Annotated in this window: 16 protein-coding genes; 9 read left to right on the top strand and 7 right to left on the bottom strand. The window is 35.3% G+C overall.

Going from position 1 to position 24,940, the window contains the following annotated elements; genetic code table 11:
• Window position 1 precedes the first annotated feature (1 nt).
• The gene (locus tag UABHE_RS05650; protein WP_372369279.1) at window positions 2-805 is read right to left on the bottom strand and encodes a hypothetical protein; all 804 of its coding nucleotides are present in this window, start codon (window positions 803-805) and stop codon (window positions 2-4) included.
• Window positions 805-1,269 (bottom strand): RNA polymerase sigma factor, encoded by a 465-nt coding sequence (locus UABHE_RS05655; RefSeq protein ID WP_372369280.1) that lies wholly within the window; start codon window positions 1,267-1,269, stop codon window positions 805-807. The genes UABHE_RS05650 and UABHE_RS05655 overlap by 1 nt, the downstream gene beginning before the upstream one ends.
• A gap of 362 nt (window positions 1,270-1,631) precedes the next feature.
• Between UABHE_RS05655 and UABHE_RS05660 the strand changes: the two genes are divergently transcribed.
• The 7 genes from UABHE_RS05660 (at window position 1,632) to UABHE_RS05690 (ending at window position 13,966) form a co-directional block, all read left to right on the top strand.
• Window positions 1,632-3,464: an acyl-CoA dehydrogenase family protein gene (locus tag UABHE_RS05660; protein WP_372369281.1), complete on the top strand. Its 1,833-nt coding sequence runs from the start codon at window positions 1,632-1,634 to the stop codon at window positions 3,462-3,464.
• Between the two features lie 250 nt (window positions 3,465-3,714).
• Complete coding sequence (locus UABHE_RS05665; RefSeq protein ID WP_372369282.1) at window positions 3,715-5,940, top strand: serine/threonine-protein kinase; 2,226 nt, start codon at window positions 3,715-3,717, stop codon at window positions 5,938-5,940.
• Between the two features lie 10 nt (window positions 5,941-5,950).
• Window positions 5,951-6,766 (top strand): hypothetical protein, encoded by an 816-nt coding sequence (locus UABHE_RS05670; protein WP_372369283.1) that lies wholly within the window; start codon window positions 5,951-5,953, stop codon window positions 6,764-6,766.
• Between the two features lie 128 nt (window positions 6,767-6,894).
• Complete coding sequence (locus UABHE_RS05675) at window positions 6,895-10,701, top strand: hypothetical protein (protein WP_372369284.1); 3,807 nt, start codon at window positions 6,895-6,897, stop codon at window positions 10,699-10,701.
• A gap of 229 nt (window positions 10,702-10,930) precedes the next feature.
• Window positions 10,931-12,400 (top strand): hypothetical protein, encoded by a 1,470-nt coding sequence (locus UABHE_RS05680; RefSeq protein ID WP_372369285.1) that lies wholly within the window; start codon window positions 10,931-10,933, stop codon window positions 12,398-12,400.
• Complete coding sequence (locus UABHE_RS05685) at window positions 12,400-13,650, top strand: glycosyltransferase family 87 protein (RefSeq protein ID WP_372369286.1); 1,251 nt, start codon at window positions 12,400-12,402, stop codon at window positions 13,648-13,650. The genes UABHE_RS05680 and UABHE_RS05685 overlap by 1 nt, the downstream gene beginning before the upstream one ends.
• Window positions 13,631-13,966, top strand: coding sequence for a hypothetical protein (locus UABHE_RS05690; protein ID WP_372369287.1), 336 nt, complete (start codon window positions 13,631-13,633; stop codon window positions 13,964-13,966). The genes UABHE_RS05685 and UABHE_RS05690 overlap by 20 nt, the downstream gene beginning before the upstream one ends.
• 148 nt (window positions 13,967-14,114) lie before the next feature.
• Here the strand turns inward: UABHE_RS05690 and UABHE_RS05695 are convergent, their stop codons facing one another.
• The 5 genes from UABHE_RS05695 to UABHE_RS05715 form a co-directional block, all read right to left on the bottom strand.
• Window positions 14,115-14,924, bottom strand: a complete 810-nt coding sequence (locus UABHE_RS05695; RefSeq protein ID WP_372369288.1) for a hypothetical protein — start codon at window positions 14,922-14,924, stop codon at window positions 14,115-14,117.
• Window positions 14,873-15,223: a hypothetical protein gene (locus UABHE_RS05700; RefSeq protein WP_372369289.1), complete on the bottom strand. Its 351-nt coding sequence runs from the start codon at window positions 15,221-15,223 to the stop codon at window positions 14,873-14,875. Before UABHE_RS05700 ends, UABHE_RS05695 begins: the two co-directional genes overlap by 52 nt.
• 28 nt (window positions 15,224-15,251) lie before the next feature.
• A complete protein-coding gene (locus UABHE_RS05705; RefSeq protein WP_372369290.1) occupies window positions 15,252-15,692 on the bottom strand; it encodes a hypothetical protein in 441 nt (146 codons plus the stop codon).
• 440 nt (window positions 15,693-16,132) lie between these two features.
• Entirely contained in the window at window positions 16,133-17,134 is a 1,002-nt protein-coding gene (locus UABHE_RS05710) for a thioredoxin family protein (protein ID WP_372369291.1), read from the bottom strand.
• 168 nt (window positions 17,135-17,302) lie between these two features.
• Window positions 17,303-19,135: an ABC transporter ATP-binding protein gene (locus tag UABHE_RS05715; protein ID WP_372369292.1), complete on the bottom strand. Its 1,833-nt coding sequence runs from the start codon at window positions 19,133-19,135 to the stop codon at window positions 17,303-17,305.
• Between the two features lie 134 nt (window positions 19,136-19,269).
• Between UABHE_RS05715 and UABHE_RS05720 the strand changes: the two genes are divergently transcribed.
• Window positions 19,270-19,875 (top strand): hypothetical protein, encoded by a 606-nt coding sequence (locus tag UABHE_RS05720; RefSeq protein ID WP_372369293.1) that lies wholly within the window; start codon window positions 19,270-19,272, stop codon window positions 19,873-19,875.
• A gap of 37 nt (window positions 19,876-19,912) precedes the next feature.
• Window positions 19,913-24,907: a protein kinase gene (locus UABHE_RS05725; RefSeq protein ID WP_372369294.1), complete on the top strand. Its 4,995-nt coding sequence runs from the start codon at window positions 19,913-19,915 to the stop codon at window positions 24,905-24,907.
• The last annotated feature ends 33 nt before the right edge of the window (window positions 24,908-24,940 follow it).

Raw genomic sequence — 24,940 nt, forward strand, 5'->3', positions numbered from 1 at the left:
TTTATTGCTCCTTGTTTGTGGGCTGTCGCCCTATATAAAGACGCTCTAATTTCCAGATTAGAGAGTCGTAATTTTGGATTGTAATTTTTTGTTGTTTAAGACTTGTGAGAAGTTGATAGCGTAAGTCTTTAATCTTTTTCATGTACTGAACATTCTTTTGAAAAGATTTAGCTATTATTAAACGTGAATTATGATCTGTGCCAATATTATTAATAGCACGCGAAAATAAAAAATTTACTTTATCCAAACTATTATCTTTTAGTAGTCGAGCAAAAACATTTGTGGGTGTTGTGCGAATATAGACGCGAGAGTTAAAAATCAGTCGTACTCGTAGTAACGGAATAAATTTTGATTCTAACAACTGTTCCGCCTCATCAATGTTTTTAGCTATTTGTTTCATTTCAACAGTAAAACTCTCTCCATATTGGTTGAGTTTTTGATTGACAAATGCTAGTTTGTCAACGTTACCTATTTCTTCGTATATGAGCGCTTCTATTTTTTGCGGAAATTTGACATTTTTATATAAAGTAAATATGTATATCGCGATAAAGCATAATAACGCGCTTGCTGCTACTGCATAAAACGTTGGTATTTTTTTTGATATTGTAGGTGGTGAAGGAACGTAACTTAAAAGATTATTTGTTAGGTTTTGTCCTGTCTCTTGTTCTTCTTTTGATTGATCTAAAAATACCCTACATTTTACACATTTTTGTAAATGTGGTTTCCAAAACTCAACTGTTTCTTCATCAGGCTCGATGAGAATTGTTGCAATTTGTGCACGAAATTTTTTGCATATCTCAGACATTATTTTTCCAATACTAGACCACTAATTTTACGGCGTGCTTCAAAAATACGCCACTTCACAGTACCAACCGATGCATTTTGTAATACAGCAATTTCCTTAATTGACAATTTTTCTAAAGAAAAAAGCAATAAAGCCTCTTTTTGATCTACATTTAATGTTTTGATTGCCTCAAATGTTTTATGTAATTGCTCTCGGATAATTATTTGATATTCAGGCGCTTCACTATGACTGTTTTCAACGAGAGAAACAACGGAACGTTGTTTTCGTTTACGAAAAAATTTCTTACGCTGGCGATGAAAAACGCCGCATGCCCATGCCCACTTATTTTCAGCTGCTTCCCATTTTTTACGCTTTTTCTCTAGAGCATAAAATACTTCCTGGGTTAAATCCCATGCGTCATGGTAATTGCCGAGCATTAAAAAAGCCATACGATAGATATTGTCATATATTTCGTTTTCTTGCAAAATAGCCGCCTTTAAACATTTTTATGAGGTCACTTATGATAGTTTTAAAACATGTTATCCTTTATATGTGTCGCTAGAGCAAAAAAGGTTGGGTTTTTTTTGTTAAATAAAGAAAATTTTTTGTGGTATATTGGGAAAGTCGACATTTATCGTCCTTATAATTTGGCTCTTTTAGAGAGTAAGGCGTGTCATTAATTAAAACATTATGCCTAGCTTTGTTACTTTCTTTTTACAGAACACAGTTCTCAAAGTGCCTCGCTATTCCCTAAAATATTTCATATTATACAAAACTTAAATATCGACATTGCAGAACAAAGATTTGTAAAAAGTCGTTATTTTTTGAGTAAATAAAAGGATCTTGTATGAATAAAGTTATAGATAATGAAAAAAAACAAAACTTAGCTTCCGAGGAAGAAGCGCGAAATGTAGCGGAAGCTGCGCGCGAAAAAAAATGGACTAAAGGTACATTTCTTCGTGAAATTTTTTTAGGTAAACTGCGTTTAAGCTTACTAGAGGAAGCGCTAGACGAAATAAAAGAGCCTCGGGCTGAATATAGTAAATTTTACGATGAAATGCGCTCTTTGTTGGAAGACAAAATAGATTCAGATGCCATAGATCGCGATGCCAAGGTACCGCAAGAAATACTCGAAAAACTTGCGGAGTTGGGCGCATTCGGAATGAAAATAAAAAAAGAATATGGTGGTCTAGGTTTTACCCAAACAGAGTACAACGCGATTTTAGAACTTGTGGGTAGCCAAGACAGTAGTTTAGGGGCCTTGTTGTCTGCACACCAATCAATAGGAGTTCCGCAACCTCTACAACTTTTTGGAACAAAAGAGCAAAAAGAAAAATATTTACCGCAAATTGCTAAGGGTAAAGTTACAGCCTTTGCTCTTACTGAGTCGTATGTGGGGTCTGATCCTGCAAATCTACAAACAACAGTAGAAGAAACAGAAGATGGTTATACTTTAAATGGCGAAAAACTGTGGTGTACTAATGGTACGATTGCCGATTATATTGTAGTTATGGCACGTCATAAAGACAAATCTCTGAGTGCCTTTGTTGTTGAAATGGATTGGGAAGGTGTCAAAATTGAACATCGTTGTCAATTTATGGGGCTTAGAGGTATTGAAAACGGAGTTATTAGTTTCAAAGATGTTAAAGTGCCTAAAGAAAATCTGTTATGGAAAAAGGGCTCTGGTCTTAAACTAGCCCTCATTACTTTGAATACAGGTCGACTGTCGATACCTGCTATTTGTACGGGTACAGCGAAAAGTTGTTTAAAAATTTCTCGTCGCTGGGGTAAAGAACGATTTCAATGGGGACAGCCTATTGGACAGCACGAAGTCATTGGACATAAAATTGCTTCTATGGCTGCAAATACATTTGCAATGGAAGCTGTTAGTAAAGTATCAACATACATGATGGAACATGGTTATGATGTACGCTTAGAAAGCTCTGTAGCCAAAATGTATAATACGGAAATGGGATGGCGTATAGTCGATGATACTATGCAAATTCGCGGTGGTAGAGGTTATGAGACAACAGAATCCTTAGCTGCGCGTAAAGAATCTCCATGGCCAGTAGAAAGAATGATGCGCGATTATCGTATCAATTTGGTTTTTGAAGGCTCAAGTGAAATTATGCGCCTTTTTATTGCACGAGAAGCTGTAGATAAACACCTTTCTGTGGCTGGATCTTTTATTGATAAAAAGGTTAGTATACTCAATAAAATTTTTGCACTGCCAAAAATTGGGATGTTTTACGCTTGGTGGTACCCTACTCGCTGGCTAGGATGGTCACTGTGGCCTAAATATTCTAGATTTGGAAAATTAGCAAAACACATGCGCTATGTTGAACGCACTACACGTAAACTAGCGCGCTCTATCTTTCATGGTATGATGATTCACCAAGCGAAATTAGAAAAAAAACAAGCCTTCTTGTTTCGCATTGTAGAAATGGGATCCGAACTTTTTGCAATGAGTGCAACTATTGTTTATGCACAAAAACAAGGCAATAAAAACGCGGAAAAATTAGCCGATGCTTTTTGCAACGAAGCTAAGCAACGTATTAAAAGTAATTTTAAGGCGTTATGGGGTAATGATGATGCCGCTAGATATAGCCTTGCGCGCGAAATATTGGACGAGAATTATACTTGGTTAGAAGAAGCTACGACTAAGTTGAAAGATAAGTGATTGCCTAAGATAGTGATAAAAGTATAGAAAATAAGCCATAGAGATCATTAAACAAGCTAAGAATATGTCAATTATTTTGCATTAATGCACGAAGTTTGCTTATTAATTTTTACTTTTTTACGTTCTCTGTGGTTTAATTTTAAAGGTTGATTACTAGCTAGTAACCAAAGCGATTAATTGGTGATTGAAATTACCAGAGCTGCCAATTGTTATTAAAAACTTCAAAAGTCCAAATTAATTTAGGTGAGAAATGGCGTATTATATAGACAATTTACTCAAAAATAATCAGCGGTGTGTCTTAGGGAACTATTTAATTCAAGAGCAAATAGGGCGAGGTGGTATGGGAATGGTATACAAAGCTATACACATTCCAAGTAAACAGCAATGTGCAATTAAAACTTTAAAGCCTGGTATGGGAGAAATAACTGTTCAAAGGTTCCAACGTGAAGCGTTCTCCAGTAAGGATTTAGATCATAATCACATTATTGAAGTGTATGATTTTTGCAAAATCAATAACATCTACTTTATCGCTATGGAGTACGTTGTCGGGGAAACTTTAGACAAGTGGATAGAAAAAAATCCATCGTTATCTACGCGACTTACGATGTTAAAAAAAATAACTTTGGCACTTGGTTACTCTCACTCTAAAAATCTAATTCATCGTGATATAAAACCAATGAATATTATGATACGCGAAAACGAAGAGCCCTGTCTGATGGACTTTGGACTAGTAAAAGATGTCAACCAGAAGGAAAAGGACAAATTGACTGCAACTGGCGTAGTAATGGGCACACCAAAGTATATGTCCCCAGAACAAATACGAGCGCAAAATGTAGATAATCGCACGGATATATATTCCCTTGGAGTTATTTTATATGAAATGATTACAAATGCAACGCCCTTTGATGGAAGTTTAGTTGAGATATTGTACGCGAAATCAATGAATCTATTGCTTGATAGTAAAAATATGGATAAAGATCTTTACTTTATTTGTTCCAAAGCGATGGCTTTTCGGCGCAATCGTCGTTATAGTAGTGTTAAAGATTTTGTTGAAGATATAGAGCGCTACCAAAATAGCGAAGCGATTGTAAATCAAAAAAGAGCAAGTTTTCCTTTAAAAAAAGTAGTCCACTTTACGCTAATATTTACAGGCTGCATTGTCTGTTTTTTACTTTTTTTTACGCAAACAAATAACTCTTTGTCTACAGAAATAGAGAGTTCTTCGCCTGAAAAAATAGAACAAACTACCAAATCGCAGAAAAACGAAAAAATCTTATCGACTAAAGATATAGACAAAAACTTACATCGATTGTCACGCCAAGTTCAAAGCAGTGATAATGTAACGCATATAAAAAAGTTGGTTATTTTAAGTGATTCATTGACAAAAGCAATAACGCTTTATGTAAAAAACTTTCCAAAAATGAATTCACTTCAACAAAATAAATTGAGAAATCAATTTGAAATTATTCCTGTACGTATAGCTTCGACTATGCGAGTTACTCCCTATTTGACAAAAGAGGAAGGAAGTTGGCAAAAGATATTTGTGAGCCTAGATGAAATTTTTCCTATTAGCGAAAACCTGTTAGTCAATACAAAGTTTCCGATGAAGTATTTAAAGTTATTAATGAGAATTTATATCGAACGTAAAAATGACATGTTTGAAAGCATTTTGTTAAGAGCAGTAAAAGTTGTGCCTAAAGGTGCAGGGGATAAGGATCTTTATCTTCAAGCGTATTATTTTGCACAGAAGAAGATTCAGCAGCAAGAAGTACGTAGTAATGCGCTTGAGTTTTTTGTTCACAGTTATTTTATGTTGCATGCAAGTAAACTTGTTTTAAGTGAGCATCAAAAGCAAGCTGATTTTATATGGAATCAATGTCTGAAATTCCTATTAAAAATACAGCGCTTTCAGTGGCATCAAATAGCGTTTGATCTTATAAGAAACAAACCTCCAGGTAAAAATTTTCAACAGGGAAGTTACTTGCACGCTTTAGTATTTTTTCAAGAAATACTTACATTTATTAATTCTTTGCCTACTAAAGTAATTGTTGCTTATAAGATTATACACTTTTTTTTATTAGAAAAAGTTGCGGATTATGGTTACTCTTTACAAAATGTAGTTGTCCCCCAGAATATTTTTATGGCACAACAATTCAAAACCGCAAAAGGAAATCGCCGATTTGTTAGTATATGTTGGTCTTTACGAGATAATACTTCGCGTATACTTACAAGCGTGAAAAAACTAGAAAAATGGATTGTAAATAAACAAGTAGCACAATATCTTTTCAAAAGAAGCAAAGCCTCTCTCATCTGGCATCAAAAATGGTTATCTGTTTATTATGGCCAAATAAGTGAAAATAAGAACCCTAATGCCTTGCAAAAAAAAATGATGGCTGTTATAAATCGAGTTAATGGCGCAAATCAGCAATTCTTGTGGTTAAAAAACTACACTTCGTATTACTTGAAAACCAATTAAAGGAGCTAACGTGAGCAGTGATTTTACAACAAATCGTATCTCTGAAAACGACGCTTTGTTAAAAATTACCCAAAACTTTTACAAAGCAATAGAAATAGCTATAGTCGATAATTTTCCAGGGCAAAAAAGCGATTACACTACCTTGAAAATTATTCGTAACGATTGCGAACTACCTTTATGGCAAGTAATAGAAAAGCACCTAGCTTCTTTTATTGCTAGTTGGGATGAATGGCAACAGGTATTACAACCACCAAAAGAAGATAAAGAAGAAGACCATGATGAAGATACAGTGCAAATACCAAAAAAGTTCAAATATTTCGATGAAAAAATTATGGAAACGGTTGTTCAAATACAATCGTATTTAAAAGACATGATTCGCGAAGCGATTATTGCTAGTTTAGAACGTTTTGAAAATCACGAGCCATATGCAAATGCTTGCAAAGAGTTTCGTAGTCACTTAAACATTGACAAGTTAGAGGAAAATCCAGAAGCTTTACCTTTTTTTGATATATGGCATCCCACACGCTTACAAGAAAATATTACTAATGAAGTGTTGCTTAAAATAGAAAAAGAACTCCACTCTATTGTCAGTGTACGTTTTCCATACAATCCTCAAAAAGATTGTTTTTGGAACCTATCGTTAGTAATTCGATTGCAAATTCAAATATTAAAGACGTTGCGTGAAAAAATATTTGGAGTTATTGCGATTGCCGAAGAAAGTTTTCAAGAATTCTTTACTGAAGTGCTCCTTGATGGAGAACTACTTCCTTTAATACGCAATAGCTTAAACAACTACAATTTTATTTCTAGCATTTCGCGGAAATAGTAATCGTAATTAGAATGTTTTATTTTACATCCCTAAATTATTCTTGCGAAAAAAAGAGATGATAGATAAAATAAATACATTTTCCTAAACTTACATTTATAAAGAATATAGCTAGAGGGCCATAAATCATGCCTGATTTAAGATTCTACCCTGATCAAAAAAATGTAATGCTCAATCCTACAGATCCTCAAGGAGATCTCACTTATTTCTTAGAGGGATTTGAAGGGGAGGTCGAGCAAAACGAAATGACCTTAAAGTATGCTTTTCCTGCGAGACTTGATAGCGCATCTCCAGATGTGAAAAATAAAGTTCGCAAAATTCTGATTGATGTACTTGATATTTCTAATTTTAGTGTCGAGTCTGATAATGGTAGAGCAGCTATTAAGGTACCAACTAGACAACTTACAGATGAGTCATTACTTCCAGACGAAGAATCTGTAAAAGTACCTATTCTAGTTAAATTGGTGAAATCTGCAACCGCTGATAGTGAGCAAGCTGAATTTAAATGTCAGCAAGAGCTTGTTCTTGTTATTGAGCGAGATCACTCAGAAGATCCAGGAGACGTTACCTTTGACGATGAAGAAGGCCAAGAAGAAAGTTACGAAGATACAGATTCTTCTTATGAACAAGATGATGAAACAGAAGATGGTCTAGAAGATACAGACGAAAATGAAGACGAAGAGGAAGAAGAAGTAAAAGAAGAGGAACGTTCCGAAGCAGGTCTCTACAGTGGTCTAGTCGCTATTGACTATGGAACAACTAACTCCGCGATTGTTGTTCGTGATCCAAGATTTGCTGCAGAAGAGGTAAGAGGTCAACTAAGCACAGAACAATGGGAGTCTCTGTGTGAGTGGGTTGATACTTGGTTGTCAACACACCTATCAAAAATTGAAACTACAGATACCGATTTGTTCGTTGAAAATTTAACGCGTATAGTTCCTAATGCAGACTTACCAACATGCGGAACACCTGAAGACGAAATTCGCCGTTCTTTGGTTAAAATTGATGATGGCATTCGCGAACAGATACTTCGCGAAACTATTTGTCGTTTGTCAAATTTTTCACAAGAAGGTACAAATGCAAAAATACTAAAAGAAATCGCACCAGAGGTTATGCTCGGTTTCGAATCCGTTATTGACTCAAAGAGTTTAGAGTCTCAAAGATATTTCGTTTTAGAGTTGGATGAGAACGCTGGACCAGGTCCTATCCCAAGTGCTTTACAAGTTGTTTCTGCACCAAGCACTGAAGATTTAAACTTACTCATGGAAGAAACGAAAATCGACATGGGGGCAAGGGTAGGACTTTTATTGCGTAGCGCAGCAAGTGGTGGAGCAGACATACGTCAATTTGTAATATCCATTAAGCGCTACTTCGGTCGCGACGAGGTAATCGAAGTTGTTCCTGCTGACAACACTACTCCTATTCAGTTTCCTGCGGATACGCTTTGTCGTTTAGCTTACCGAGAATTACTAACTCGTGCAGTAGGTGATATACATCGACGTTCGGAAAACGGGCAATTTCAAGATGCCGACTGGCCTTGTTCATTAGTCGCAACATTTCCAACATCTTATCCCGCATCTCTACGCCGTAGTTTGAAAGAAATTCTAACCGATTTAAACATCAAAGAAATTGATACACGTTTTGATGAAGCGACTGCTGCTGCGATTTACTACATTTGGCGCGAAGTAGGTTCTGACCCTGTTTGTGGTATGAATGGGTTAATGGCTCGCTGTCGCAAAGATCCAAATGGACGTTCTTATCAAAATATATTACTATATGACCTTGGTGGTGGTACAACTGACATAGCTTTGATTCAACTTCTATATGAAGAGTTACCTATTTTCGAAGAAGGTGAAGACAGAGGGAACGGTGGGCGCTATTTCCGCATTACACCACGATTGTTAGGAACAACAGGTCACCGTTATATTGGTGGAGACCTTATTACTTTATGGTTATTCCGCCTCATTAAAGCAAAACTTGCCGATTGTTTACTTAGTATAATTACTGAGAAAAATATTGAACCACCAATGGATAGTGAACTTAGTCAACTACTTCTCAACCTCTCAGATCAACTTGTTGAAGAAGGTGCTGATGACGAAGCTCCAACACATTATCGTCGTGGAGCACTATTAGAGTGGACATTGCAGCCGATGCAGCAAATGCGTACTTACAACCACTTAAATGAAACGATTATTGATCCACTTGTACCTACTCGCTTTGCAAACGATTCAAGTAGAATACCTAACTTTTTTACTCTGTGGGAAACAACAGAAGAACTCAAGAAAACTCTTGGTACACCTGTTGTTACTGATTCTGGTAGCGGTCTAGCTATGGACTGGCCTGAAGAAACAGAGATAGATAGTGGGCAACTCTTTAATCTAGTGCAAACAGCACATCCATGGTTAACGGACTCTGGAATGGTACAACAAGATGATTTACGTCTAAGTGTTACCCAAGAAGAAATGACTCTCATCGCGAAAGATCCAATTAAGCAATCCTTAAGTTTAGCGGTAAGTTTATCTAAAGCACGTCTTTTAACGCAAGATCATCGCGATCGTATTGACCGCTTAATTCTTTCTGGACAGTCTTGTAATATGAAGGCCATTCAAGAAGTTGCAATGGATGTATTTCGCGAAAGCGATGGCGTTTTTGATTATGACCCAGCAAATGTTCGTTTTGATCGCGACTCTGCGAAAACATCTGTGGCACTAGGAGCTTGTATTGGTCGATACCTCGAATCTGTACGTATTGATCCGTGGAATCCTAAAACGAGAGAGATGTTACGCGATGGTTATGATCAGATTGAGCTAGTGATTGAAAATCTCTTTACATATTTATCTTGCCGTCTAGCGTATGATTCACTTGTAGCGATGGTAACGATTTTTGACCAAGGTCATGAACTCAACTTACGTTCTTTCACAGATCGTCGACCTGTGGCGCGCACATCAATCAATCATTTACGTCCGGTTCAGGAAAAATTCTGGATATACCGTATTGACTTTGAAGGTGCAGAACCTCAGTATTTAGGTTTGATAAACGCTGAATTAGTTGCAAAAGAATATGGTTTTGATGACTTCCGTAAATTCCGCGAAGAGTATCTTGTTGGCTTTGAGGCTGATGCAGAACTTTTTGTAAGAGCATTTTTCTTACCAAAAGGCCTTAAAACAATCAAATCGGATAATTTTGTTGATGCAGAAAACGGTGGTGAATACCCAGAACTTATCACAAGTGATGGCTCTTTTTCTGTTGAAAACAATACAATTCAAGATGAAGAACCTCAAGAAGAAATTCAGGAAGACATCGAAGAAGAAACATTTGAAGACGAAGAAGAATACATGCCTGCTGGCGATGAAGACGAATATATGCCTGTTGGTGATGAAGAAGATGGAGATCAAGAAGAAATTGGTTTAGAGGATGATTTTGCAGAAGATGAATCAACAGATGAATCAGAAGATGAAGAGGTAGAAAGCGAAGAAGAAGTACCAGCAAAACGCAAACCTCGTAGTTATCGTGAAGCAGAAGAAGAAGAAGGTCCTAAATATTCTCTGGCACAAACTGTTACTTCTCAAGAAATTTTCGATCGCCGCGCGACTATTGTCGCTGGACAACGTCTACAATTTCAAGTTGAGTATCCTGAAGGCACATTTAAATGTGCAATTAGTGAACCGCTTCCTATTCGTGAAAAATACGAATTTTATGTTGAACAACCAACAGAAAACGGACCATTCGATCAGAATCAACCAGTTGACGAAAATACTGCAGCACGATTTAATCTAGACGAGGAAGAAACTGACGAAGCAACACTTGTTTGCGATGAAAGAGGAAAACTACGTATGCTAACCGGCGCTCTATATGACATAGAGATTTGGGCAGACATCGAGTATGTACCTCAAAAAATGGATATCCACTACGATCCATTCTGTGGTCATCACTAAGTAAAACAGGGCTACTTTGTAGCCCTGCTTTACATTCGTTTTTAACTAGGGCACGTTCACCGGATAGAGGGCATGTAGTATTCCCAAAGAGGTCACGCCTCTTAAAGCGATCATTTGCCAAATGTAATATTTGCCCAAATTTTACGAACTATAAGGAAACCTCCTATAGTATTTAGAGCGTAATGACATAAAAAATGTCGACGCGTTCTAATTATGAAAGGCAAACCAATTGACACCTCCACACACACCATTTGAAGATTTAATTAAAAATCTTCTTAAAGATCAAAAAACAAACAGAAAAAGCGTTTTAATTCACTCTCTTAACTTATTGCGAGAAGTATGTACTCTACACGAAGAAGACAACTCTAAATTCGCAAATGAAGCAATACAGGCAATTCGCACGATTGACAATATTCTGGTGGCAACTACAGAAGTACAAATAGATGCTATTTCTATCAAACATGCGAAGGAAATCGAAATTCCACAAAATATTTCCGTAGACACAATTACTCTTTCAGAAAGTGCTATCACTTTTTACGAAGAAAGCGATGAAGATTTTTTACAGAGTGCCTCGCAGGAATCCCAAGTTACTAAAGCTATCGAAAATACAGGTGAAATAGAAATAGACAGTTGGCCTCAAGACAATGGGCAATTGGGAGGAATGGATCACACCGAAGAAACATTGCTTGAAACGCAAGATACAATAGAGATTGAATCAAAAAACTCCTACGAGTATTTGTCAGAAAGATGGAACAAGAAAGTAGATAAATGGTTTTTTATTCACTTGAGCGAAAAAGAAGAGATTGAACAACAGTTAACAAGTTTTGTACTACGTGCTACAGACGTACGCAGTAATTTAGCTAGTGCTTCTTTGAGTATCAAATCTCTTAAAGAAAAACTTCGTCGTTTTGATCGCTATTGGAAAATGTTACAGGAACAAGCTTATCAAGATAGCTACGAAATTTTTCCACAAAAGTATGGACGCATACCTGAAGCACAAGGAAAAGTTATTTACTCATTTCGCCCTAAAGCAAAGTCGCGAGAAAACATACTTATTCGCCCTGGCTTGCGCAAAGATGACAGAGAAATTGTAACGCCAATTACTCTTGTAACACTACCAAAAGAGGGCGATTTACCTGAAGATTATCAAGACCAAGATCTACCACCTCACTGGTGTGGAATTCTTGGGGAGGTAGATATACTTCTTAGTTATCTCGATATTCAGCAGAATGTATATTGCTCTATTGAAACAGTCAATAAGGGCAGTGTTCAACCTCTACAGAGCTGTCGCGAAAACGTTATTACCGAAATAAAAAGACGTCGGGAAGCATTAAAGAATGCTATACGTTCTGAAGAGACAATTTATCGAATAGCAACAAATTATTGGCGTATAGAGGAATGCTTTTGGAGTATTTTCCACGATGATGGTCGTCCAAAAGGCTATTCTTTTTTTGATAGACTACGTCGAAGATTACAAAGCTGGCGTGCATATATACGTAAAGAAAATAATATTTTTGTTCGCGATTTTTCCGCAAATAACGACACACTTACCAGCATCAACAAATATGTAGGAAATGTTATTTTTCAAAATAAAAGAGATGTAGCTCCAGGAACTGTACTTCGCGAAATACGCCCTGCGGTAATTGTGAAAGTAAATAAAGTAACAAGACTCCTCAAGGGAAGGGTTGTATCTACGTAATGACTACGCGTAAAACATACACAACTATTGCACTGCTCTTTACTGCAATGTTTGTGTTTTCAACAATCAAAGTAATGCGAAAAGTAACAGATACCAAAAAGAACAATCGCACCGCATTTGTTCGTTGGTCTGTTTTTTGCAAAAAACTAGATAATAAACAAGCATTATATCATCCGTATCATATTCGCGAAAAACTAGAGATAAAAAGTGAATATCCCAATTTACCAATGATGCTACTGATTTTAAAACCATTTTATAAAATGAACAAAATACTTGGTTCATTATCGTGGATGATATTTAAGTTGCTGTGGGCCATTTTGATTGTGTATGTTGCTCTTCTCTACGCAGAAAAAATTCCAAACTGGGCAAAAATTCTCGCTGTAGCACTGACATTTCGCATTTTTAGTAGCGATATGATCCACGGCAATGTAAACCTCTTTATTGGTGGACTAATTGCGCTGTCTCTACTATGTTTTTACCATGGTAAAGACGCATATTGTGGATTAATAATTGGCTTGGCAAGTGTGTTAAAAATAACTCCACTACTATTTATTCCTTATTTTATAGTAAAAAAGAAGTGGCGGTGTGCTGCGTTTGCAATGATAGGTATCTTTTTATTTTTGTTTGTCGTCCCAAGTCTATTTCTTGGTTGGGAGTATAATAATGAACTTATTGTTGGTTGGGGAGAGCAAATGTTGGCTCCTTTTGTATCCGGCGAAGTCCAACAAATGCAAATCAACCATAACAACCAATCGCTTACAGGTGTTTTTCAGCGGCTATTTACCGATAGCATTGCAATTGAAAGAGGAATGCACAAGATTAATGTACTTTCTGTAAGTCACGCGCAAGTTTCTTTACTTGTTAAAATAGTATGTGTGTTGTTGTTTAGTCTAATTTGTATGTATGCACGTTCCACTAAAGAGCAAAGCCATATTGATTACTTGGGGGAATTTGCTTTAGTATTTTTAGCAATGCTCCTTATGTCAGAAAGAACATGGAAACATCATCAAATCTTATTAATATTTCCTCATGTATTTTTGCTGTCGCACTTTTTCTACAGCAATCGAAAAAAAATACTCTATTTACTTGTTAGTAGCTTTGTCTTACATACCCTTAGTGGTTCATTTCCTTGGGGGAAAACATTAAGTTCATTCTTAGAAGCATATGGTGCTCATTTTTGGGCAAATATAATACTTTTTACTACATGTTCTATGGCTTTAAGGAAAAAAAATGGCTCTGATCAATTGTGATGAATGCAAGGCCCAAATTTCTAGCCACGCAGACGCCTGTCCCCACTGTGGTTATCCAATGAAAAAAAATCAAAACATTAACAATAGTTATAGTAACGACAAGAAAATGGGTGGTTTTGTTTTGTTTTTGTTAACATCTGTTTTTATTATTGCTTTTTCTGCATTGGGTGGATATGGAGCAATTTTTGTGGTTGCAGAGCTAAAAATGAAAGAAATTGGTCTATTAGGAAATTTAGCTCTTATTCCTGCTGGAGCGGTATTTGGCGGTTTCTTAGGTTTCCAAATATCAAAAATTCTGTTTTCGCGTAAAAGGTAGACGAGTGAAGCCAACGCGAAGACCACTCATTCCAATATCAATAATCGCTTTTTTCTATCCTTTCGCAATTATCTCTTTAGGTTGCTGATAATCGCAACATCACTTGAAAATATTATTGCAAGGAGTAGGGCTTGGAATGATGTTGTTACTACTTTATATTTTTTGCCCGTTGTTCTGGAAAAAAAACCAGCAAAGTGATGGTACTTTGTAAAGCAAAAATCCAGGTATGAGGAACTAGGTAAGCAAAGGATAGAAACGTGACTAAAGCTACAAAGATAGAAACTTTTACTGTGGTACAGAAATTTAAAGCAAAAGCAAGGGTAATTTCGATGCAAATAACGAGAATTGATAGTATTTGGCAAATTTGTTTGTTTTCTAAAAAAGATAATAACCACGTTGGGTAATTTCGCCAGCCGATATTCTCAATTTGCCAAAATAAATTATGAAGACTTTCGCCACTGATAAATTGAGCGTTTATTTTGTGCAACCCGGTAAAGAGTAACATCAAAGAAAATTGCCAGCGAATGAGATCTAAATTCCAATATAATTGGGGTTTCTCGCAATTTTTGGGAACAGATAGCCCCACCACAAAAACTTCTATAGCTAATAACAAGCGATGATTTAAAAAACTCACAAGATTGTCAAAAAATAACAGCAATGCCAAAAGTACTGTTGTTAATTGGATCTTTATCCTCAAAAAATAACAGCAAATAAGAGAAATCTCAATCGTTACAACTAGCCAATATAAATTTGTTGATACAGACAAATATTGGCGCCAAGGAAAAAACTCACCGCTGTATATTTTTCCCTGACCTGCAACTATGTCATCGATCAGTTGGCAAACAATCACAACTCCCAATAAGTAGTAAAAACAGAAGTAACAACGATCTGAACGCTTGCGAAAATCTAATACCACTGAATTTCTTGTTTGTTGATCCGAAAATGATGTTCGTTCCATCGGTCAAACTTCCATATCTTAATTTTTCCTTGAAGAGGCAGTCGTTGCGGGTTTTTTGTTGCCCACCATTTTGCGATTTTAGTTACTACAGAACATTGATTAATAGAATAAGCACGATGAGGAAGATAATCACGAATATTTATTTTTTGTCCGTTGCAATCTACAAGTAAATACTCGTAGCGATCCACATTTTTAAACATTTTCCACGCAGGCATATCTCTTACAGCTACGCCAGAAAGACAGTGGATTATAGAGAAAGTCATTATAATAATACAAATAAATTGGTTATTCTCTGTCACTGTGTAATCCTAGAAGTTATTTTCTTTGTTATGGGCCTGTACTCAAAGAGTGCGGATCAAACAAATATATCAACGTGAATAAAAAAGGAAGCGCTCCTCCAATGCAAAATAAAATAGATATGAAAACAATGGAAAATTGATAACCTTTGCTTATATTGCCTCCTTTTTTACTAAAAAGGATAACTAGGGAAATAATCCCAATAGGAAAGAAAAATGCTGTTGATGAGAACATTAAGTACATTATAATTGTTTTAAAAAAACTATAATCATTAGACGCGCTTATAAAAGCAATAGAAATAGCGAAAAAGAATACCCAACAATAGAATTTAACAACGCCATTTTTTCCTTCATTTTTTGGCAAATTCAAGCTATCAAAAAGTTGTCGAGAACAAAGAATAAGAGAATAAAAACAATAGATCCAGATAATGATTTTTAACGCCTCTTCTGAAAAAGTGTTACGATATCTCATCGTAATTTGCATTGGTATACAAAAAACTGCGATTATAAAAAAGCGATTCAATAATAAGGATTCTCTTTCCATTAGGAAATTGCCTTTCTAAGATACTTGCCTGGTATCGCTGGTTTAAGACCAAGATCTAGATTGTCAATGTGCGCTATTTCTTCTATTCAATTAAAATATTACCGCATATTTGAATGTATGTCTATGGACGATGGAGTCTTCACGAAATTAGAAATTAAGAAAGTCGCAAAAAGTTTTTAAGAGCACGCAGCTTGTCTTTGAGTGTCATAGCGGCGTTGAGCCTTCGGTTACATAGCTACAGTTATGTACCTCTCAGGCTGTCCTTCTTTAATACTCAAATTCTACGCTGACTTGAAACGTGCTCAAAAACTTTTTGCGACTCACTTAAAAGAACAAAACTTGAGCGAGTAATATTTTTAGTAATTTGCTTAATGCTTTAATAGGTCCTTCAAATTTGCAAAATTTTGATGTTGTGCATGTTGTTGTAATTTTTGCCAAGTAGCCGTGTAATTTTTTTTGTCTTCTAGGGACTTGTAGCAAATGGCTTGCAAACTTAGTATATGAAAATTAATCTCGGTTTTTTGAGGAATAAAAGCGTATTGTTGCCAGGTTTTCATAATTGCATTTGCATAATCTTGAAGTTGTTTTTGGTATTTCAATTGTTTATTGTGATAAACCAACTTGTATAAATGAGTTAATTTTTGGGCGTGGTCTAAGAAAAATTCGTGAATAAGTTTCTCGAAATAACCTTGGTCGTCTTTTTGTAAGTATTTTAGAAAAGGTTGTTTGTTTATTTTTGCGTACAAGCAAACAGTATAAGCAGCTAAAGATCTTTTTTTAGTGATATTATCTTTGTCGAGATAGAATAATAAATAAGCAAACTTAGAACGCAAAGTCCATGCTTTTTCAGGACATTTTTCAAGTGACTCGACTAATTCTTTACACAAAAATAATCTCTCGGCTGTACTCATTGTTTTTTGAGAAGACAAATTTTCTGAAAATTCTTGGTATTGCTGTTGGTATGTCAGTATTTGTTGTAGTAAAGAACTATATTCTTTTAGGGTTTCTCCACTATATACATCGCGAAAAAAAACTTTTCCCGAGTTTGTCATCATCATTACCGTTGGAACTTCATTGATTTTGAATATAGAAAACCATTTCGTAAATTTTTGCTGTTGCTTTTGACTTTGTGCTAAACGTGGATCAAGAGCGCACAATACGCTTTTTGTTGAAAATACTTTTACAAAGCGATCGCGTTTGACCACCTTGTTTTTAAATTCAGAGCACAAACGGCAATTGTTCTCGTCAGCAAAGTACAGTAATACATACTTGTTCTGCTCTTGTGCTTTTTGCAAAGCAGCGTCTAAATTGTTTTGCCAATTTTCAGCAAAAATACCACAGATCAAAAGCCATAATATAATGTATCTCATAATGTTTCCCGCCGCTCATATTAAAGTGACATTTTTCATAACCTCTTGATACACGTCAGCTCTCTTTAGGGAGAGCTGACGATTAGTCAGTGTGAGGACCGCATATCAAAGAATATATATGTTTTAGAGTTAGCTAAATATTAATGTACTTATGTTTATTCTTTAGTTTTAACTCAAATCTTGCTTTTCATACAATGCTTTATAGGTTGGACTTATATCGATAATTTCTTGGTGTGATCCGAAAGCTTCTATTTTTCCACGATTGAGAACCATTATTTTATCGGCTTTCTCGATAGTAGCAAAACGGTGTGCGATTATTATTGCGGTACAATTTTCTAAATAACTATCTAGTGCTTCTTTGATATAGTGTTCGCTATCTACATCTAAATTCGCTGTCGCTTCATCTAAAATAAGAATATCGGCGTGGCGTGCTATAGCTCTTGCTAATGAAACACGTTGTTCTTGTCCACCTGATAATCCCACTCCGCCTTTACCATATAAAGTATGGTATCCATTTTCCAGTTTTCCAATGAATTCATTTACATGGGTTAACTCCCCTGCTTTTTCAATTTCTTGTTCGTCAGCATTTGTTCCGCATTTGATGTTGTTTAAAATGCTGTCATTGAAAAGAATTGCTCTTTGAGTTACCAAAGAGAAATGGCTACGCAAACTTTTTAAAGTTACATCGTCTATTTTTTGACCATCGACAAGTATAGTACCGTTTGTTGGATCAAAAAATCGCAGAAGTAGCGAAATCAAAGTACTTTTTCCTGCACCATTTTTACCAACAATGGCAATGATTTCACCTTTGTTAATAGAAAAAGATATATCGTCAAGAACTTTTGCATGAGTTTCATAGGCGAAGCTTACATTGCGAAATTCGATTTTTTCTTGGAATTTAGTGATTTCAGTGGCATCAACTTTTTCTTTTACTTCAAACTCATGGTCCATAAATTCAAAAACGCGTTCGCCTGCAGCAATACAGCCATTAATTCGATTGTTTACGTCCGCTAACTTGCGCACAGGATCAAAAATAGCTCCTAAAGCACCGTAGAACAATAAAAAGTCTCCAGAGCTCATATCGCCACTTAACACCATTCTTGCCGAAAAGATGAGTAGTACTATCGCGGCAAGAGTGACAAAAACTTCCATAAGAGGGCTGGTAATTGCTTCTACTTTTGCCAGTTTTAACTTGTAGCGAAATAATCGTTCATTCTCTGCTTCAAATTTAGCAATTCGGTCTTCTTCCATTTGATAAGACTTTATAAGTTTTAAAGCTCTGAAACTTTCCATAATTACTTCTAGTATATCTGCTGATTGTTGTAATTGCTTTTTGGCTCGCTTTTTAACACGTCGCCCAATACTGCGAATAAAAAAATAAGCCACTGGAAAAACTAAAAATATCATCAAAGTGAGTTGCCATTGTAACCACATGCAAATAGCAAGAGAACTTAATGCTTTTAAAGGCTCGCGCATTGCTTTACCAAAAATACTTTTAATGCCTTTTTTCATTGCTTTGGCGTCTGTTGTAAATCGCGAGGACATTTGTTCTAGACCTGTTTTATCAAAAAAACGCACCGAATGATGAATAACCTTGCGATACATTTCGTTTCCTATATCAAGCACTACCTTATCGCTAATATAACATGCTACATAGTCGTGAAAAAACCGCAAAATGCCTTTCATAATAGTTAAGATAGCAACGCAGGCCATTATGAGATACAACGTTGTGTATTTACTGGTAAAAACATGTGCTTTTAAATAAATAGCTACAGACTTTCCTGTGTCTCCAAAAAGCTCTAACTTGTCGTAAATAGTCGCTGTACCATTTTCTTCAAATAAGATATCTCCGAGAGGATTGAGTAGGGCAAGAGAGCCAAACTGTACAATCGAGATTAACACCGACATAACAAAGCAAAGTATCGCTATTTTTAAATATGGTCGCACGTACTTAATAATCCGAATATATATGCCAAAATTCATAGATTCCGATGATTTCATAAACAACCTTCTATAAGAGTCTTATTTAATTTGCTAGAAAATAATGTATTTGGCGTGTAAAATACTATAAAACATAATAAAAAGCAAGCGATAATATAAGGGATGTGGCCCCGTTTAGCCATTGTGGAGGCATCATGGTAAAATCGATTATTATACTGTTATTTATCTTTTTATCTTTATTTTCTAGCGGCTGTGTTACAACAACTTTACTTAGTGTTACAGATCCTCGTCCAGAGACATTCCACAAATATACATCTGCGTGGATAGGACAAGACGAATTAATTATGGCCTACGAAACAGATCGCGGAAACAGATGGACAACTTTCGATTTGAATCAGAATAGGTATACAAATACTTTTTCCGGTTTGATTCCAACTGAAGAAAAACAGTCCAAAAGAAATATTCCGATTACTGTAAGTAGTAGTCAGCATAAATTTACATACCATCGCAGTCGCTTTGAACGTGATTTGGAAGGTGTAAATCAGCTAGGAAAAATCTTTCTTATTGGTGATCCACAGCACTATCATAATACACAACATGAAATACAAATCATTATTGAACCAGTAGGAAATAGTTTTAGACACCAGGACCAAAATATTCCGACCCCAAAAATGTTAGACTACCGACCTGGCTGGACATATCCTGCACGAATAGTTGGGCTTCCTCTTGCGTTTTGTATTGACGTAGTGACAATTCCTTTATGGTTTGTCTCTTATACGTATGTGTCTATTCGCTTTTAATATTTAGAACCTTGCAATGGTTTAAGATAGGAATGATATGTTAACTGCTGAACAAAAAAAATTCGTTTTGTTTTGCATTGAAAATAGCTTTTTTAGTAGAAAAGATGCACAGCAATTACAAGAAAATATAACGCAATACCCGCAAGCTTCTTTTGCTCAAATTCTTGCACAAACACTGTCGTGTTCTATGCCACAAATCCAAAAAATGCGCGAAGCTTATCTCGAACAGGACCACTCTCATAAAAACACCATGCCAATGTACCTTATGAATGATTACAAATGGGCCCAAGAGGTTTTTGGCCGCGGACTCACCGATTTAAAAAATATAAACTCTATACTTTCAGAAAAATATCAAAATAATGACGAGCGCGATTTTCTACAAATTCTTTTGGCGCACCGCGTTATAAACACAAAAAACTTTTTGCTTATTCAAAAAGAAGTGTCTACTGACAAATGGAAGGGCACGCCTTCTGAGTTAGAAATACGTTCGAAAGATCACTCTTACTTTTTCGAACGCAAATCGACAGCAAAAGTACTTGGTCAGTATAAAATCATTCGCGAGTTAGGTCGCGGTGGTATGGGGGTTGTATATGAAGGATATGATAGTAAATTAGATCGAACAGTTGCTATAAAAACAATGATTTCCAATTTAGCTGGAGAAGAACAAAAAGAGCGTTTCTTACGAGAAGCAAAATTGATTGCCTCTTTGAAGCATCCAGGTATTACTCAAATATATGAAATTGGAGTTGAAGAAGATGTTATCTTTTTTGCGATGGACTATATTGAAGGACTATCACTACTTGAGTATATCGAGGTAATGCAGTTAGATATTCGCCAAAAAATAGAATTAATCGTTCGAATAACAGATGCTCTTGCTTTTGCGCACCAGCAAGGAGTTATTCACCGCGACATAAAACCAGAGAATATATTGATTGACTCAAATGGCAAGCCGTATTTAATGGATTTTGGCTTAGCAAAACGTACAAAAGGTAGTGAAGTTCTTACAATGTCAGGAGCCACACTTGGTACTCCTCAATACATGTCGCCAGAACAAGTGGAAGGCAAAAAAAATAAAATAAAAAAGACCTCCGATATTTTTTCCTTTGGCATTGTTTTATATGAAGTATTAGTTGGTAAACCTCCCTTCACAGCAACAAATATCCAAGCAATTTTTGCTGCTATTGCTGTAAAAGATCCTATTGCGCCACGCAAATTAATTACTGATCTTCCTAAAGATTTAGAAACAATATGTATGAAGTGTTTACAAAAATCACCAAGTAAACGCTATCCCAATGCAAAAGCGCTTTACAACGATTTGCAGAATTTTCTTCAGGGACAACATATCAAAGCAAAACCGATCAGTATAAGTGCAAAAGCCGTGCGTTGGGTCCAACGAAATAAATCAATATTTAGTTTAGTTTGTGTGTTAATGGCTTCTATAATTATTTTATCTTATCAGTTTATATTTGCCCCAGGAACTTTATATTTATCTCTTAAAGGCGGAGGCCAGAATTTTTCTCCGAATGTTTTTATTGATGGAGAATATTTTCCTGCTCAAAAAGCATATTCATTGGCGAACGGTTATCATGAAGTGATGATTAAACATCCAAATTACCAAACACTCCAATTTACAATTAAAGTAGCTCCTGGAGAAGAAATAAACGTTGAAAAACAACTAAGTCGCGTGCAAGGAAAAATAACCTTAGAATCATCGGTAAGTGGTGTACAAGTCACATGCATTCATCAGAAAACCCAGGAGAAATTTAGTTTCTTTGCTCCCGTTTATAAGTATGAAATACCAAAAGGTAACTATCTCTTTATTTTCCAAAAAGATAATTATTTCACTCAAAAACGGAACTTACGCATTTCTCCAGATGAAAAATTAAACATAGAAATTGATTTACAACCAATGCTTGTGTGGAAAAAAGAGTTTACAGAAAAAGTACATGATGTAGTAGCTGCAGATATTGATAATAACAATCGTACAGAATTGTATGTAACGAAAGATGAAGGTAGTATTACTAGCTATGATATATTTTCACATGAAGAAATGTGGTCTTACAAAACTAAAATGCGTAGTGTTACAAGAGTTGATTTTCACGATATTAACAAAGATGGTCTTCTTGACATTATGTATATTGCGAAAAATGATTTTACGGTTCTCGATGGTAAAACCTTTGAAGAAGTATTTGTTGAGTCTTCGTGGTGGGGAGGGCTCTACGGATTTTACGATGAAAATAAAGACGGTTATGATGACATCATATTAGCGAATCACTATCACGGTATTCGTTGTATTGATTCGCAAAGCGGTAAAGAGCTGTGGAGAGTACAAATCCCAAAAATAAATGGTGGACTTATTTCGCGATTACATTTTATAAACAAACATTCATTTGTTTATAGGACAGCAAAACAAGTATTTGTATTTGACCTTCTTCGAAAAAAATCACGAAAAATACTCGATGCTGAAAATACTTCTTTTCTTGTTAATAAAATTGGAAATAAGAATCTGATACTAAGCAATGAAAAAGGAGTTTTTTCGGTAAATCCAGTTTCATTTTCAATAAAATGGATATGGAAAAATACTAGTAATCTTATCCCGCAGTTACAACTTTGTGATATTGATCAAGATGGAGAAATCGAAATATTAATAGCGGTAGATTTTTTGTATTGTGTTAATCCTCAAAGTGGTGATATTAAGTGGAAGTCACCGCAAAATTATGCCTTAAAACGTAAATTTCCGCCTGTTGTCGTCGACTTAGATAAAGACAAAAAGAATGAAATTATTTTAGCAGGAGATAATAAGGTTCTTATTCTTGATGATAAAGGGAAAAAACTTAACGAATTAAAATTTTCAAATAAATTGCGAAAAGTAGAGACCGCCGATGTTAGTGGTGATGGTTTTCTTGAAATTATATGTTTGCTTGAAAAAAATATTTATGCAATGAAGCCGATTAAAACCTATAAAAAAACTTACAATAAAGACCTATTTCTTCGACAAGGTGGATTAATTACTACCCAAGTAAATCAAGACAAAATTCACGATATAATTTTGTCAAATAATTTGGGTGATATTTATTGTTTAGATGGAAATAATTTTCAAAAGATTTGGCACAAAAAATTAGCAGAGCGTACACCAATATATTTGCAAAATTCTACAGTTAAAAAACAAATCGTTTTTGCTCACAAAGAAAAAATTTCGTTTTATGATCTACAGGGGAATTTTCAAAAAAACTTAGAGCTTTCACCATATACGCAGAGCACGGAATTACAATTTGTTGATTTAAACAATGATCAAATTCCTGAAATATTATATCCATTTAACGGAAATATATATTGTTTTAGTGATGGTAAATTACAATGGAAAAAACCGTTTCCTCTAAGCCATGGTGTATTAGAATTTTTAGATATCAATGGAGATAACGTAAAAGATATTATCGCTGTCAGCGAGTCTAAAGATAAATTGGGTTACTCATTTGTGGTATGCTTTGAAGGAGGGTCTGGTAGAGTATTGTGGCAAGCACCATTGTTAAGGCCAGGAGGAGATCGTTTAGGTGCTGTTGTTGCTCAAGGAAGTTCTGGTCCTTTACTATTTATTTGTCAACATGCAGGTGCAATTTCTCATATAGATTACCGTAGTGGGAGAGTTATTTGGCAAAAGCAATTGACAATGTCTAGTATAATAAACCATGTACAAGTTGGTAATTTTGATGGTGAGCGAGGAGATGAAGTTATTGCTTTTGGTGATGATGCTGAAATTGTTTCTTTAGATGTAAGAAGTGGTAAGCAAAACTGGATGATATTTAGCGAAAAGAGTTTCCATAATCGCAGTTTTAATAGTTTTATTCTTGATATAGACAAAGATGGTTCTCGTGACTTAGTTACAACGATAAACTTCTCTAAATTTCACATCTTTAATTTAAAAACAGGTAAACATTTGTGGAGCACTAACGAAGCTACTATTCAAGGGAGATCTCATTTTGTAAAAAACGAGCAAAATTATGATTTTATTGCAATGACAGCAAATTCTCAGATTATTAAAATAGAGTCAATAGAGGAATATTTGCAGCGTTCGTTCCAAAAAAATGTGATTTATTCGAAGTACCAAACTCATCATGCAATAGATAGTTCTTACAAAGAGCATAATGATCTTGTGCGAATTGTAGACTCAGTAAAAAACGCCCAATATAATTATGCGTCAAGTCAAATTAAAGCGTATAAAGAAAAATACCCTCGAACATTTCATGCAAAGTTTTTGCAATTAATAATGTCACTAAACGGAGAGTTGCCAGATGCATCCTCGATGGCGGAACAATTGTTAAAAAGATCTGTTTGGGATTTTGAATATTGTTGGCAACAGTATGCAGATTTGATTACAGCAGAAGGTTCAGGACGTTTACACCATCTTTTGTCCGTAATTGCTCCAAGACAAAACTATGCAAAAAAATTAGTGCGTTCTTATGAAAATGCCATTTTTATAAATAGTCGACGACAACAACAAGATCTTCTTGCTCTTTCACTAAAATACGGTAGCAAAAAGATAGATCCAGACTATGAACAAAGAAGGAAAAAATACTTGAGTGAAGTTCGCGTGAAAATAGAAAGAAATTTTACTTTGTATCGTAGACACAAAGGTTATCATATTTTAGAGAGAGCTTTTACCATTCTTCACGAAGATAAAGATCTATATCTCGAAAAAATATATTTGGCACTAGATAGACGTAATTATGTAGAAGTATCTAAGGCTGCAAACAAAATTCTAAAGCAACATCCGCAAAACATAACTGCCCACACTTCATATGTAATAAGTGAAATATTGCAACAACGTTACTCTCGAGCTTTAAAGCATTTGGAGTCTAAAAAAGCAGTATTTGCAAAGCAAAAACAAAAACATGTACGATACATACATCAATTTCTAACACTAATAGCAAAACGCGATAAAAAAACCGCAGCAAAGCTTTTTAAAGAAAAGCTTGATAAGTTAAAAGTCCAAAAAGTATGGCACTATTCTTTGCCCCATCTTTTTTATCGGTAAAAGTGGTTTGGCGATATAAAATTTTCGGAGTAA

Source organism: Candidatus Uabimicrobium helgolandensis, from assembly GCF_041508025.1.
Lineage (GTDB): Bacteria > Planctomycetota > Uabimicrobiia > Uabimicrobiales > Uabimicrobiaceae > Uabimicrobium > Uabimicrobium helgolandensis.

Excerpts from the sequence above, each read along its gene's own strand:
- UABHE_RS05650 (WP_372369279.1), bottom strand. The coding sequence starts at position 805 with ATGTCTGAGATATGCAAAAAATTTCGTGCACAAATTGCAACAATTCTC.
- UABHE_RS05660 (WP_372369281.1), top strand. The coding sequence starts at position 1,632 with ATGAATAAAGTTATAGATAATGAAAAAAAACAAAACTTAGCTTCCGAG.
- UABHE_RS05665 (WP_372369282.1), top strand. The coding sequence starts at position 3,715 with ATGGCGTATTATATAGACAATTTACTCAAAAATAATCAGCGGTGTGTC.
- UABHE_RS05675 (WP_372369284.1), top strand. The coding sequence starts at position 6,895 with ATGCCTGATTTAAGATTCTACCCTGATCAAAAAAATGTAATGCTCAAT.
- UABHE_RS05685 (WP_372369286.1), top strand. The coding sequence starts at position 12,400 with ATGACTACGCGTAAAACATACACAACTATTGCACTGCTCTTTACTGCA.
- UABHE_RS05690 (WP_372369287.1), top strand. The coding sequence starts at position 13,631 with ATGGCTCTGATCAATTGTGATGAATGCAAGGCCCAAATTTCTAGCCAC.
- UABHE_RS05695 (WP_372369288.1), bottom strand. The coding sequence starts at position 14,924 with ATGGAACGAACATCATTTTCGGATCAACAAACAAGAAATTCAGTGGTA.
- UABHE_RS05705 (WP_372369290.1), bottom strand. The coding sequence starts at position 15,692 with ATGAGATATCGTAACACTTTTTCAGAAGAGGCGTTAAAAATCATTATC.
- UABHE_RS05710 (WP_372369291.1), bottom strand. The coding sequence starts at position 17,134 with ATGAGATACATTATATTATGGCTTTTGATCTGTGGTATTTTTGCTGAA.
- UABHE_RS05715 (WP_372369292.1), bottom strand. The coding sequence starts at position 19,135 with ATGAAATCATCGGAATCTATGAATTTTGGCATATATATTCGGATTATT.
- UABHE_RS05720 (WP_372369293.1), top strand. The coding sequence starts at position 19,270 with ATGGTAAAATCGATTATTATACTGTTATTTATCTTTTTATCTTTATTT.
- UABHE_RS05725 (WP_372369294.1), top strand. The coding sequence starts at position 19,913 with ATGTTAACTGCTGAACAAAAAAAATTCGTTTTGTTTTGCATTGAAAAT.